We start from the raw sequence: 12949 nt of genomic DNA on the forward strand, positions 1-12949 counted from the left end.
TTAACGTTAACGTCATATACCGTACCAGCATCCTCGTCCTCTCCGAATCCAGGGACCTTCCATGAACGACATCACGTCCGCCGCCCGGCTCGAGCTTCCCGAGCAGCCCGCCCTCGCCAACAAGGTCCGCTTCGTCACCGCCGCCTCGCTGTTCGACGGCCACGACGCCTCGATCAACATCATGCGCCGCATCCTGCAGTCTAACGGCGCCGAGGTGATCCACCTGGGCCACAACCGCTCGGTCGACGAGGTGGTCACTGCGGCGCTGGCGGAGGATGCGCAGGGCATCGCGATTTCCAGCTACCAGGGCGGGCACGTCGAATACTTCAAGTACATGATCGACCTGCTGCGCCAGCGCGGCGGAGCACACATCAAGGTGTTCGGCGGCGGCGGCGGCGTGATCGTGCCGCACGAGATCGAGGAACTGCATGCCTACGGCGTGACGCGCATCTTCAGCCCCGAGGATGGCCAGCGCATGGGCCTGGTGGGCATGATCCGCTCGATGCTGGAAGCCTGCGACGTCGACCTGTCCGGCTACGCCCCAGCCTCGCTGGCGCCGCTGCGCGAAGGCGACATGGCTGCGCGCCACCGCCCGCTGGCGCAGCTGATCACGGCCCTGGAAAGCGGCAAGGCCGCCCCGGCCTTGCGCAAGGAGATCGTCGACTTGGCCGACCGGCTGGCGGCGCCGACCCTGGGCATCACCGGCACCGGCGGCGCCGGCAAGTCTTCGCTCACCGATGAACTGATCCGCCGCATCCGCCTCGACCAGGACGACCGCCTGAACATCGCCGTGATCTCGATCGACCCGTCGCGCCGCAAGTCGGGCGGCGCCCTGCTGGGCGACCGCATCCGCATGAACGCGATCAATCCGTGGAACGGCAACGCGCGCGTGTTCATGCGTTCGCTGGCCACGCGCGACGCCGGCTCCGAGATCTCGCAGGCGCTCCCTGGCGTGATCGCCGCCTGCAAGGTGGCCGGCTTCGACCTGATCATCGTCGAGACTTCCGGCATCGGCCAGGGCGACGCCGCCATCGTGCCGCACGTCGACACCTCGATGTACGTGATGACGCCGGAGTTCGGGGCCGCTTCCCAGCTCGAGAAGATCGACATGCTCGATTTCGCCGACTTCATCGCCATCAACAAGTTCGACCGCAAGGGCGCCCAGGACGCGCTGCGCGACGTCGCCAAGCAATACCAGCGCAACCGCGAGCTGTGGAGCCAGTCGCCCGACCAGATGCCGGTGTACGGCACCCAGGCCTCGCGCTTCAACGACGACGGCGTCACCGCCCTGTACCACGGTCTGCTGCCCAAGCTGGCCGAACTCGGACTCAAGATCCTGCCGGGCAGCCTGCAGGCCCCTGGCCAGAAGTACTCGAGCGGCAAGAACGTGATCGTGCCACCTAGCAGGGCGCGCTACCTGGCCGAAATCGCCGACACGGTGCGCGGCTACCACCGCAACGTGGGCAAGCAGGTGACGTTGGCACGCGAGCGCCAGCAGCTGAGCGAAGCGAAGCGCATGCTGGCCGCGGCCGGGCGCGAGGTCTCGTTCGACGACCTGATCGCCGGGCGCGACAACGCCATGAGCGGCGAAGCGAAGGAACTGGTCGCGTCCTGGGCCCAGCTGCAGCAGACGTATGCGGGCGACGAGCACGTGGTGAAAATCCGCGACAAGGAAATCCGCACCCGCCTGGTCCACACCACGCTGTCGGGCAACCCGATCCGCAAGGTGGCGCTGCCGCGCTTCGAAGACCATGGCGAGATCCTGCGCTTCCTGATGCTGGAAAACGTGCCCGGCGCCTTCCCCTACACCGCCGGCGTGTTCCCGTTCAAGCGCGAAGGCGAAGACCCGACCCGCATGTTCGCCGGCGAAGGCGACGCCTTCCGCACCAACCGTCGCTTCAAACTGGTGTCGACCGGGATGGACGCGAAACGCCTGTCCACCGCCTTCGATTCGGTGACGCTGTACGGCGCCGACCCGGCGCTGCGTCCCGACATCTACGGCAAGGTCGGCAACTCGGGCGTGTCGATCGCGACCCTGGACGACATGAAGGTGCTGTACGACGGTTTTGACTTGTGCAGTCCGTCGACCTCGGTGTCGATGACGATCAACGGCCCGGCGCCGACCATCCTGGCGATGTTCATGAACACCGCCATCGACCAGCAGATCGACAAGTTTGCGCAGGAGCAGGGCCGCGCCCCGAACGACGAAGAAGTGGCGAAGATCCGCGCCTGGGTGCTCACCGCCGTGCGCGGCACCGTGCAGGCCGACATCCTGAAGGAAGACCAGGGCCAGAACACCTGCATCTTCTCGACCGAGTTCTCGCTGAAGGTGATGGGCGACATTCAAGAGTACTTCGTCAGGCACGGCGTGCGCAATTTTTACTCGGTGTCGATCTCGGGCTACCACATCGCCGAAGCGGGCGCGAATCCGATTTCGCAGCTCGCCTTCACGTTGTCGAACGGCTTCACGTTCGTGGAAGCCTACCTGGCGCGCGGCATGCACATCGACGACTTCGCGCCCAACCTGTCGTTCTTCTTCTCGAACGGCATGGACCCGGAATACACGGTGCTGGGCCGCGTGGCGCGCCGCATCTGGGCGGTGGCGATGCGCGACAAGTACGGCGCCAACGACCGTTCGCAAAAGCTGAAGTACCACATCCAGACCTCGGGCCGCTCGCTGCACGCGCAGGAGATCGACTTCAACGACATCCGCACCACGCTGCAGGCGCTGATCGCGATCTACGACAACTGCAATTCGCTGCACACCAACGCCTACGACGAGGCGATCACGACCCCGACCGACGAATCGGTGCGCCGCGCGCTGGCCATCCAGCTGATCATCAACCGCGAATGGGGCCTGGCCAGGAACGAGAACCCGAACCAGGGCGCGTTCATCATGGACGAGCTGACCGACCTGGTCGAAGAGCAGGTACTGCAGGAATTCGAGCGCATCGCCGAGCGCGGCGGCGTGCTGGGCGCGATGGAGACCGGCTACCAGCGCGGCAAGATCCAGGAAGAGTCGATGCTGTACGAGCACAAGAAGCACGACGGCTCGCTGCCCATCATCGGCGTCAACACCTTCCGCAACCCGAAGGGAGCGAACGCCCCGGCGACGATCGAACTGGCGCGCTCGACCGACGAAGAAAAACAATCGCAGCTGCAGCGCCTGGACGCCTTCCACGCGCGCCATGCCGATGCAGCCCCGGCCGCGCTGGCGGCGCTGCGCCAGGCCGCGATCGACAACGACAACGTGTTCGCGCGTCTGATGGACGCGGTGCGGGTATGCTCGCTGGGTCAGATCACGACCGCGCTGTTCGAGGTGGGAGGGCAGTACCGGCGCAATATGTAAGGGATGTACGACAGCGGCATGACGGCAGGCATCCGGCGCGTGCGCAGTGTCCGGATGCCACGCCAATGTGGTATCAGCATGACAACACGCTTGCCATTTCCATAAGAACGCACCCCTGACTTTGACGCGTGGTAACATCGCGTCAATTTCTTAATCTTTTGGCAGTCATGCGTACCCGCGTCTGCATCACCATCGACACCGAATTCACGATCGGCGGCGCGTTCGCGGACGCCGCACGCCATCCGGTTGCCGAACAAAACGTGTATTGCAACGTCCAGGACCGCTCGGAAGGCCTGGGCTTCATGCTCGACACCTTTCAGCGCCACGACGTGCAGGCGACCTTCTTCGTCGAGACCGTCCAGCGCAACTACTTCAAGCACGATCCGATGCGCCCGATCGCGCAGCGCATCGCCGACGCCGGCCACGAAGTCGAGCTGCACACCCATCCCTGCTGGAACGTGTTCCGCCACGACGACTGGCGCGAGCGCGCACGCACCGCCAAGCGCATGGACGACTTCAAGGACCGCCCGCTGGAAGAGTCGGTGGAACTGATCGGGCAAGGCATCGCCACCTTCGCCGAATGGGGCCTGCACAAGCCGAAGGCTTTCCGCAGCGGCAACCTGCAGCACGACGCCACCCTGTACAAGGCGCTGGCCCAGGTCGGCATCCCCTACAGCTCGAACATCGGCGCCGCCATCTTCGACAGCGGCGACCCCGACTACCGCCTGTACAGCGGCCACCACGAACGCCATGGCGTGGTCGAATGCCCGGTGCTGTCGTTCTCGGACTGGTCGCTGGGCAGCAGGAAGCACATGAAGTCGCTGACCATCGCCGGCACCAGCTTCGGCGAAACGCGCACGCTGCTGGAAAAGGCGCGTGCGGCAGGCATCCCGACGGTGGTGATCCTGACCCACCCGTTCGAATACATCCACTGGGGCGACTACGCGCTGACCCGCACCCGCGCCCACCACGTGACGCAGCAGCGCCTGCGCCGCCTGTGCGCCTGGCTGCAGCAGAACGACGACCGCTTCGAGGCCTGCGGCCTGGTACACGCGCTCGATGCCGACGCCACCACTTCCGACCGCAACATCCTGCTCGACGTCTCGCTGCTGCAAAGCGTGCCGCGCATGGCCGAGCAGGTCATCTACGACAAGTACGGGCGCTGGGCCCTGAGCCGGCAACCCGCCAGGGCATCATGAAGACTTTCATCCGACATCGCTTCGGCACCTTCCGCGGCCTGGTACGCACCATGCTCGGCTACGCCGAACTGGCCAGCGGCCGCCTGTCCCCGTTCAAGCTGCGCGACCCGGCCGCGGTGCGGCGCGTGGTGTTCGTCTGCCACGGCAATATCTGCCGCAGCGCCTACGCCCACATGATCGCCAACCGGCTCGGCATGCACGTGGCCTCGCTCGGGCTGTCGACCAGGACCGGCAACGCCTCGCCCAAGCCGGCGCTGGCCGCGGCCACGCGCCTGGGCGTGGACATGAGCGCGCACCGCGCCTGCGCGCTCGAGGATTTCGCCATCCAGCCGGGCGACCTGTTCCTGGTGATGGAAGTGCGCCAGGCGCACAAGCTGCGCCGCCTGCTGGGCAGCCGCCGCGACGTGCACGTCAGCCTGCTCGGCCTGTGGGGCCGGCCGCCGATGCCGCACCTGCACGACCCGTACACGCTGTGCGCCCCGTATTTCGAGACCTGCTTCAAGCGCGTCGAACTGGCGGTGGAGCGGCTGGCGCAGGCGCTGCCGCACGTGCGCGCCCCTGAGGGGCAAGGGCAAGGCCAGGGCGCAAGCGCGGCGGGCGCGGATGCCATGCCCGCCGCCGCCATGGCGCCGCAGGGTTGAGCTCATGAGCGCAGCCGCTGAACGCATCCTGCCCGCCGTGGTGGTGGGCGTCGACACCCCGATCGGCCTGACCGTGGTGCGCGACCTGGGCCAGGCCGGGGTGCCGGTGGTCGGCATCGGCCGCAGCGCGACTGCGCTTGGCCTGAGCTCGCGCTTCGTCACGCGCCCTCTGGTGCGCGCGCGCGACGCCGAGGCTTTCATCGAGCAGCTGGTACAGCTCGGCGCCGAGCTGGGCCCGGCCTGCCTGTTCGCGGTGTCCGAAAGCGACATCACCCTGCTCAACCGCCACCGCGAACGCCTGGCCGGCTTCACCATCATGTTCGCCGACCAGGCGCGCATGGATTCGGTGCTGAACAAGGACCAGACCTACGCCGCCGCCGCCCGCGTCGGCATCCGCACCCCGCGCACCGGGCAGCCGGCCTCGCTGGCCGAAGTGCGCCAACTGGGCGCCGAACTGCGCTTCCCGGTGGTGCTGAAATGGGCCAATCCGCACGAGGTGGCGGCGCGCCTGGGCGCGGCCGGGCTGGCGCTGGACAAGACCCATTACTGCCACTCGGCCCGGGAATTGCTGGATTACCTGGCCCCCTACGAGCGCGCCGGCGTGTATCCGCTGGTGCAGGAATACTGCGCCGGCTATGGCCTGGGCCAGTTCGTGCTGATGAAGGATGGCCAGCCGCAGTACACCTTCCAGCACCGCCGCGTGCACGAGTGGCCGCCGGAAGGCGGCTTCTCGAGCATGTGCGAGTCGCTGCCACCAGGCGCCCACGCCGAACAGATGGCGAAGTCGGTGGCGCTGCTGCGCGAACTGCGCTGGGAAGGCATCGCGATGGTCGAGTACCGCCACGATCCGGCCACCGGCGAATCGGCGCTGATGGAGGTGAACGGCCGCTTCTGGGGCAGCCTGCCGCTGGCCTGGCATGCCGGCGCGCGCTTCCCGAGCATGATGCACACGCTGTGGGGACGGCGCCAGCCGATCACGGCCCCGGCCTACCGTAGCGGCGTGCGCTGCCGCTACATGCTGCCCGAGACCAAGCGCCTGCTGCGCATCCTGTTCGCGCAACACAAAATCGCCGACAAAAACCTGCGCTTCCGGCGCCTGCCCGAGCTGCTCGGCTACCTGGGCGGCTTCGTGCGTCCGCGCAGCCGCTACTATGTGTTTTCGCTGCTGGACGCCCGCCCCTTCTTTAGCGACGTCGGCCAGATGCTGAAGAAGGCCGCCGGCGCCGTCGGCGCGCGCCTGCCGCTGGCGCGCCGCGGCGCCCCGGCCTCGACCAAATAAGTCACCTGGACTGTGCCGGCACGTGGCCGCCGGCCGCCGCCCTGCCGTAGAATGGAGCGGTCGCGTTCATTCGAGGGTCCCCATGCCGATCCAGCCGGAACAACTCGCCGCCCTGATGGCCGAAGTCGAGCAGGAAGATCCGATCGACTTCGCCGACCTGCCCTTTCCCGAACACGAACTGCGCCTGCTGGTGGCCGGCCACCTGTGCGAGATGGCGGCGTCGATGGAGAACTTCAGCGCCGAAGACCGCCTCATGACGCTGCTGGCGGTGTCGGCCAAGCTGGTGCTGGAAAACCTGGTGCTGCACGTGCAGCTGCTGCGCCGTCATGGCTTGCCGGTGGGCGACAACGTCGAAGCCCTGCTCAGCCGCTTGCGCAAACCCGACGGCGGCTGAAGGCCGAAACAAGGGCTTGATGCACGGTCACGGCCGCTGGCAAACGTTAATTTTGCCACCCGGAAATGACCTTTTCATGTAACGCATCGCATTTGCAACACTTGTTCCGTTTTGTGCGGTTCTACATGAATTCCTTCGGGTATTATTGTTGTCGAGGAAACTCGTCCACTTTCCGGACGACATCCAGACCAACCGAGGAAGCCATGCCGCGTCACGTTTCGATCCCTACTCTCACCGCCGCCCTGCTGTCCGGCGCCCTGGTTCTTGGACTGGCCGGCTGCAGCCGCGACCAGTCGACCCCGACCCTGCTGGCCGAGGCCAAGCAATACCAGGAAAAGGGAGACCTGAAAGCCGCCCTGATCCAGCTGAAGAACGCGGTCGCGAAGAGCCCGGACGACGCCAACGCCCGCCTGCAGCTGGGCACGCTGTACCTGGAAACCGGTGACGCGGTCTCGGCCGACAAGGAACTGCGCCGCGCGGCCAGCCTCGGCACCAACCCGGAACAGGTGCTGCCACTGCTGGCGCGCGCGCTGCAGCAGCAGGGCAAGTTCAAGGAATCGCTGGAAGAGCTGAAACCGGAGACGGTGGCCAAGTCGGCGCCGCTGCTGGCGCTGCGCGGCGACGCCCTGCTGGCCACCCAGCAGCCGGATGCAGCCAAGGAAGCCTACCAGGCGGCGCTGGCGCTGGCGCCGAACAACGGCGCTGCCCTGACCGGCATGGCACGCCACGCCATGCTCGCCGGCAGCCGCGAAGAAGCCGAGCTGTACGCGATCGCCGCCACCGAGAAGGACGCCGGCAATCCCGACGTCTGGAACTTCCGCGGCGCCATGCTGCGCGCCTCCAACAAGCCGGACGAAGCGCTGGCCGCCTACGACAAGGTGATCGCGCTGCGCCCGAACGACGTCAACGCCCGCATCGAGCAGGCCTACCTGCACATTAACCAGGGCAAGTACGACCTGGCCAAGGCCGACATCGACGCGGCCCGCAAGGCCGCCCCGAATTCGCTGCTGGCGACCTATGCCCAGGCCCTGCTCGACTACAGCCAGGGCAAGCACGCGCAGGCGCGCGACGCGCTGCAGAAGGTGCTGAAGGCGGCGCCGGAACACATGCCGAGCATCCTGCTGGCTGGCGCGGTCGAACTGAACCTGGGTTCGCTGCAGCAGTCCGAGCAGCACTTGCGCAAGTACCTGGACAACGACCCCAACAACGTCTACGCACGCAAGCTGCTGGCCCAGACGCTGCTCAAGAGCGCCCAGCCGCGCGACGCGGTGGCGGTGCTGGCGCCGACCCTGGAAAAGGGTAATGCCGACGCCCAGCTGCTGGCGCTGGCCGGCGAGTCGTATATGCAGGCGCGCGAGTTCGGCAAGGCCACCGGCTACCTCGAGCAGGCCGCGAAACTGGCGCCGGAAGCGGCCGTGGTGCGCACCTCGCTCGGCCTGGCGCGTTTGAACCAGGGCCAGCCCGGCCCGGCGATCGCCGACCTGCAGCGCGCCACCGAGCTCGATCCCAAGTCGCCGGCCGCACTGAGCGCGCTGGTCGAGGCCGAAACCGGCCTGAAGCACTATGACAAGGCGCTGGACGCCGCCAGCCGCCTGCAGGCGCTGCAGCCGGACAGCCCGGCGCCGCTGAACATGATCGCCACCGTGCACCTGGCCAAGGGTGACCAGAACGCCGCGCGCGCGGCGCTGGAAAAAGCGGTGGCGATGCAGCCGACCTACTTCCCGGCCGTGACCCAGCTGGTGCGCCTGGACCTGGCCGCCAACAAGCCGGAGGACGCGAAGAAGCGTTTCGAGGCGCTGCTGGAAAAGGACAAGAAGAACTTCGGCGCCATGGTCGGCCTGGCCGAACTGGCGATGCTGCAGAACCGTCCCGAAGAAGCCACCCGCCTGCTGGAAAAGGCCCAGGCCGAGAACCCGGACGCGGTCGCGGCCGCCATCAAGCTCGGCGGGCACTACCTGAACACCAAGCAGGAACAGAAGGCGCTGACGCTGGCGCGCAACCAGCTGACCCAGCACCCGACCAACCCCGACGTGCTCGACCTGCTGGGTCAGGCCCAGCTGGCCAACAAGGACGCCGGCGGCGCGCTCGATACCTATACCAAGCTGATCAACGTGCTGCCGAAGTCGGCGCTGGCGCAGATGCGCCTGGCGCAGACCCAGGCGCTGCTCAAGAACGACAGCGCCGCCGCCGAGGCGCTCAAGCGTGCGGTGGCGCTGCAGCCCGACCTGCTGCAGGCGCGCATTGCCCAGATCGAACTGGCGATCCGGCGCGGCCGCACCGACGAGGCGCTGACCCTGGCGCGCGAGGTGCAGAAGGAAAAACCGGATGCCCCGACCGGCTTCCTGCTGGAAGGCGACCTGCACCTGGCGATGAAGAAGCCGAATGAGGCGCTGGCCGCCTATGACAAGGCGTTCGCGATCCAGCCGACCCCGGGCCTGGTCGTGCGCAGCGCCGGCGTGCTGCGCCAGCAAGGCAAGCACGCGGAAGCACAGGCGCGCGTGGCGAACTGGCTGAAAAAGCATCCCGACGATCCGCAGGCGCTGATGTTCCAGGCCGAGATGCACCTGGCGGCCAAGCAGTTCAAGCCGGCCGTCGGCATCCTGGAACAGATCGTCAAGCGTCATCCGAACAACGTCCCGGCCCTGAACAACCTGGCCTGGGCCCAGCAGCAGGAAAACGATCCGCGCGCGCTGGCCACCGCCGAGCAGGCCTACAAACTGGCCGCCAACAGCCCGGCGGTGATGGATACCCTGGGCTGGCTGCTGGTCGAGCAGGGCAATGTCGAGCGCGGCGTGCCGCTGCTGCAAAAAGCAGCGGCCGCGGCGCCGACGGCGCTGGACATCCGCTATCACCTGGCGGTCGGCCTGAGCAAGGCGGGGAACAAGCAGGGCGCGCGCAAGGAGCTCGAAGCGCTGCTGGCGCAGAACAAACCGTTCGCCCAGATCGAGGACGCGCGTTCGTTGCTAAAAACCCTGTAACCGACTAGTATCCCAGTAGAAAAAAATCGACAGGACCGCGCACGGACTGGCATCAAAAGCGCGGCATTGCGCCAAAACGCCACCCGCTTGGCGGCGGGTGGTGGAACCGAGGATTTCCTGCCATGACCAATCAAGCGAACCGCATGGAATCGGAGCCGGAAGGCTCCGCCGCCGAATTTCTATCGAACACTCACATTGCTGAGGACCGGGATAAGATAGCGGACTTAGAAACTGAGGATGTTATCGTGAACCAAGATTCGTATGGAATCCGGCTTACCGATACGCCGAATGGGCGCAATTCGGCCAGCATGTTGGTGAACAAGATGTATGCGTGGCGCGGTTATGCGGGCACGCACCAGCTGACGGATGATCCGAACCGCATTACGCTGACCGCGACCGACAAGGGCGACGTGGTGGGCACCCTGACGATCGGACTGGATACTCAGATCGGCCTGATGGCCGACCAGATCTTCCGCGAAGAACTCGACATCCACCGTCAACGTGGCGCCAAGCTGTGCGAATTCACCAAACTCGCGTTCGACCCGTCGGTGCGCTCGAAAGCCTCGCTGGCCAATCTGTTCCACCTGGCCGTGATTTATGCGCGCGATATCCACGGCTGCACCGATATCGTGATCGAAGTGAATCCGCGCCATCGCCGCTTTTACCAGCAGATGCTCGGTTTCCAGCGCGAAGGCGAAATGAAAACCAATCCGCGCGTGAATGCGCCGGCCTACCTGCTGCGCATCGGCCTCGATTATGTCACCGAGCAGATCAGGCAATTCGGCGGCACCTTCGCCGAAGACACCAGCGAACGCTCGTTTTATCCGTATTTCTTTTCGGCGCGCGAAGAAGAAGGCATTATCAGCCGCCTGCGCCGGATCGACGAACACCAGGCAGTCTGAATGGCGCCGCGGCTGTCAAGGCCGCGGTATCGTTTCGCCATTTCCAGTGCACGCACCATCGCGCCGCCGCACCAGATCACCATCGCAGCACATCTCTATTTCACCATGACGAAACCATTTCGCTATGAGCAGGCGTTTGCCCGCAACATCGGCTGGGTCACGCCGGCCGAGCAGCAGCAGCTGCGCAACAAACGGGTCGCCATCGCCGGCGGCGGCGGCGTCGGCGGCGTCCACCTCTTGACCCTGGCGCGCCTGGGCGTGAGCAAGTTCCGCATCGCCGATTTCGACACCTTCGACGTCGCCAACTTCAACCGCCAGGTCGGCGCCATGATGTCGACCCTGGACCAGCCCAAGGTCGAGGTGATGGCGCGCATGGCGCGCGACATCAATCCCGAGATCGAGATCGAGGTGTTCCCGCAAGGCATCGACGCCGGCAACCTGGACGCCTTTTTGAAAGACGTCGACCTGTACGTCGACGCGCTCGACTTCTTCGCCTTCCAGGCGCGCAAGGACACCTTCGCCACCTGCGCCCGGCTCGGCATCCCGGCCACCACGGTGGCGCCGCTGGGCATGGGCGCGGCCCTGCTCAACTTCTTGCCGGGCGGGATGACCTTCGAGGAATACTTCCGCTGGGACGGACTGGCCTCGGACGCCGACAAGGCGGTGCACTTCGTGGTCGGGCTGGCGCCGGCCGGCCTGCACCGGCCCTACCTGGTGGTGCCGGAAGCGGTCAATTTCGTCGAGCGGCGCGGCCCCTCGACCATCATGGCCTGCCAGCTGTGCGCCGGCGTGATGGGCACCGAGGCGCTCAAGATCCTGCTGGGACGCGGCAAGGTGCTGGCGGCGCCCTGCGGCGTGCAGTTCGACGCCTACCGCAACAAGGTGGTGCGCACCTGGCGTCCGGGCGGCAACCGCAATCCGCTGCACCGCCTGATGATCGCGGTCGGCAAGCGCCAGCTGGCCAAGGACCTGGCGGCGGCGGGAGCGGCGGCATGAGCGCGCCCGACACCGACAGCCCGGCGTACAGGATCGCCGACCTGGCGCGCTGGGCGCCCAGCGGCGACAATATGCAGACCTGGGCGTTCGAGATCGCCGCGCCCGACCACCTGGTGGTGCACGCGCACGACACGCGCGACCACTGCGTCTACGACCGCGACGGCCACCCGAGCCAGATCGCCTTCGGCGCCCTGCTCGAGACGATCGCCATTGCCGCCACCGGCCTCGGCCTGCGCGCCGAGATCACGCGCCGTCCCACGGCGGCGGCGCCGGCCAACGGCGCCGAACCGCTGCGCCTGCAATTCGACGCGCGCTTCGTGCCCGAACCCGGCCTGGCGCCCGACCCGTTGATCGCGGCCATCGAAAAGCGCACCGTGCAGCGCCGGCCGATGCGCACGCGTCCTTTGACGGACGAGCACAAGCGCATCCTGCAGGCGGCGGTCGGCGACGGCTACGAACTGGCCTGGATCGAAGGCAGCGGCCCGAAATGGAAAGCGGCGCGCCTGATGTTCGACAACGCCCGGCTGCGCCTGACCATGCCGGAAGCGTTCGAGACCCACCGCTCGATCATCGACTGGAATGCCTGGGAGAGCACGCACCGGGTGCCGGACCGCGCGCTCGGCGTCGATCCGGGCACGCTCAAGCTGATGAAATGGGCCATGGGCAGCTGGGGCCGCATGTCGGTCGTGAACACCCTGATGGGCACCTGGGCGCCGCGCCTGCAGATGGACCTGGTGCCGGGCCTGGCCTGCGCCGCCCACTTCGTGCTCAAGGCGCGCAGCAGGCCACAGACGATCGACGACTACGTCGCCGCCGGCCGCGCGCTGCAGCGCTTCTGGCTGAGCATGACCAATCTGGGGCTGTACATGCAGCCCGAGATGACCCCGCTGATCTTTTCGAAATACGTGCGCGAGAACGACGACCGCTTCACTGCCAAGCCGGGCCTGTGGGAATACGCGCGCAAGCTCGAGCGCCAGACGGCCGAGCTGGTGTTCACCGATGCGCTGCATCCGGTCTACATGGGACGGCTGGGCTATGGTCCGGCGCCGAAGGCGCGCTCCAAGCGCAAACCGTTGACCGAACTGCTGGTGAATTGAGCAACAGCGGCAGGAACGAGGCGGGCTGCGGCCCGCCTTTTTTGCGCCCGTCAGCGCGAGCAGCGACAAGAACCGGCACAAAACAACAGACGAAAAAAAAGAGCGGGCAATGCC

At 66.7% G+C, this 12949-nt stretch carries 9 protein-coding genes; all 9 read left to right on the forward strand.

Annotated features, from left to right (window positions below; all coding sequences use genetic code 11):
- Window positions 1-61 precede the first annotated feature (61 nt).
- The 9 genes from icmF (at window position 62) to QPK27_RS13315 (ending at window position 12835) form a co-directional block, all read left to right on the forward strand.
- A complete protein-coding gene (gene icmF / locus QPK27_RS13275) occupies window positions 62-3349 on the forward strand; it encodes a fused isobutyryl-CoA mutase/GTPase IcmF (RefSeq protein ID WP_290418719.1) in 3288 nt (1095 codons plus the stop codon).
- A 167-nt stretch (window positions 3350-3516) separates the two neighbouring features.
- Complete coding sequence (locus tag QPK27_RS13280) at window positions 3517-4548, forward strand: polysaccharide deacetylase family protein (protein WP_290418720.1); 1032 nt, start codon at window positions 3517-3519, stop codon at window positions 4546-4548.
- Window positions 4545-5189: a hypothetical protein gene (locus tag QPK27_RS13285; protein ID WP_290418721.1), complete on the forward strand. Its 645-nt coding sequence runs from the start codon at window positions 4545-4547 to the stop codon at window positions 5187-5189. The genes QPK27_RS13280 and QPK27_RS13285 overlap by 4 nt, the downstream gene beginning before the upstream one ends.
- A gap of 4 nt (window positions 5190-5193) precedes the next feature.
- On the forward strand, window positions 5194-6468 hold the full coding sequence (locus QPK27_RS13290; RefSeq protein ID WP_290418722.1) for a hypothetical protein: 1275 nt from the start codon (window positions 5194-5196) through the stop codon (window positions 6466-6468).
- Window positions 6469-6550: 82 nt separating this feature from the next.
- Entirely contained in the window at window positions 6551-6862 is a 312-nt protein-coding gene (locus QPK27_RS13295; protein ID WP_290418723.1) for a hypothetical protein, read from the forward strand.
- 203 nt (window positions 6863-7065) lie between these two features.
- Window positions 7066-9840: an XrtA/PEP-CTERM system TPR-repeat protein PrsT gene (gene prsT, locus QPK27_RS13300; RefSeq protein ID WP_290418724.1), complete on the forward strand. Its 2775-nt coding sequence runs from the start codon at window positions 7066-7068 to the stop codon at window positions 9838-9840.
- Between the two features lie 122 nt (window positions 9841-9962).
- Complete coding sequence (locus QPK27_RS13305; RefSeq protein WP_290418725.1) at window positions 9963-10742, forward strand: GNAT family N-acetyltransferase; 780 nt, start codon at window positions 9963-9965, stop codon at window positions 10740-10742.
- A 105-nt stretch (window positions 10743-10847) separates the two neighbouring features.
- Window positions 10848-11738 (forward strand): ThiF family adenylyltransferase, encoded by an 891-nt coding sequence (locus QPK27_RS13310; protein WP_290418726.1) that lies wholly within the window; start codon window positions 10848-10850, stop codon window positions 11736-11738.
- Window positions 11735-12835, forward strand: coding sequence for a molybdopterin biosynthesis protein MoeY (locus QPK27_RS13315; protein WP_290418727.1), 1101 nt, complete (start codon window positions 11735-11737; stop codon window positions 12833-12835). The genes QPK27_RS13310 and QPK27_RS13315 overlap by 4 nt, the downstream gene beginning before the upstream one ends.
- Window positions 12836-12949: the final 114 nt, after the last annotated feature.

Source organism: Massilia sp. YIM B02443 (assembly GCF_030411955.1).
Lineage (GTDB): Bacteria > Pseudomonadota > Gammaproteobacteria > Burkholderiales > Burkholderiaceae_D > Telluria.

Excerpts from the sequence above, each read along its gene's own strand:
- icmF (WP_290418719.1), top strand. The coding sequence starts at position 62 with ATGAACGACATCACGTCCGCCGCCCGGCTCGAGCTTCCCGAGCAGCCC.
- QPK27_RS13280 (WP_290418720.1), top strand. The coding sequence starts at position 3,517 with ATGCGTACCCGCGTCTGCATCACCATCGACACCGAATTCACGATCGGC.
- QPK27_RS13285 (WP_290418721.1), top strand. The coding sequence starts at position 4,545 with ATGAAGACTTTCATCCGACATCGCTTCGGCACCTTCCGCGGCCTGGTA.
- QPK27_RS13290 (WP_290418722.1), top strand. The coding sequence starts at position 5,194 with ATGAGCGCAGCCGCTGAACGCATCCTGCCCGCCGTGGTGGTGGGCGTC.
- QPK27_RS13295 (WP_290418723.1), top strand. The coding sequence starts at position 6,551 with ATGCCGATCCAGCCGGAACAACTCGCCGCCCTGATGGCCGAAGTCGAG.
- prsT (WP_290418724.1), top strand. The coding sequence starts at position 7,066 with ATGCCGCGTCACGTTTCGATCCCTACTCTCACCGCCGCCCTGCTGTCC.
- QPK27_RS13305 (WP_290418725.1), top strand. The coding sequence starts at position 9,963 with ATGACCAATCAAGCGAACCGCATGGAATCGGAGCCGGAAGGCTCCGCC.
- QPK27_RS13310 (WP_290418726.1), top strand. The coding sequence starts at position 10,848 with ATGACGAAACCATTTCGCTATGAGCAGGCGTTTGCCCGCAACATCGGC.
- QPK27_RS13315 (WP_290418727.1), top strand. The coding sequence starts at position 11,735 with ATGAGCGCGCCCGACACCGACAGCCCGGCGTACAGGATCGCCGACCTG.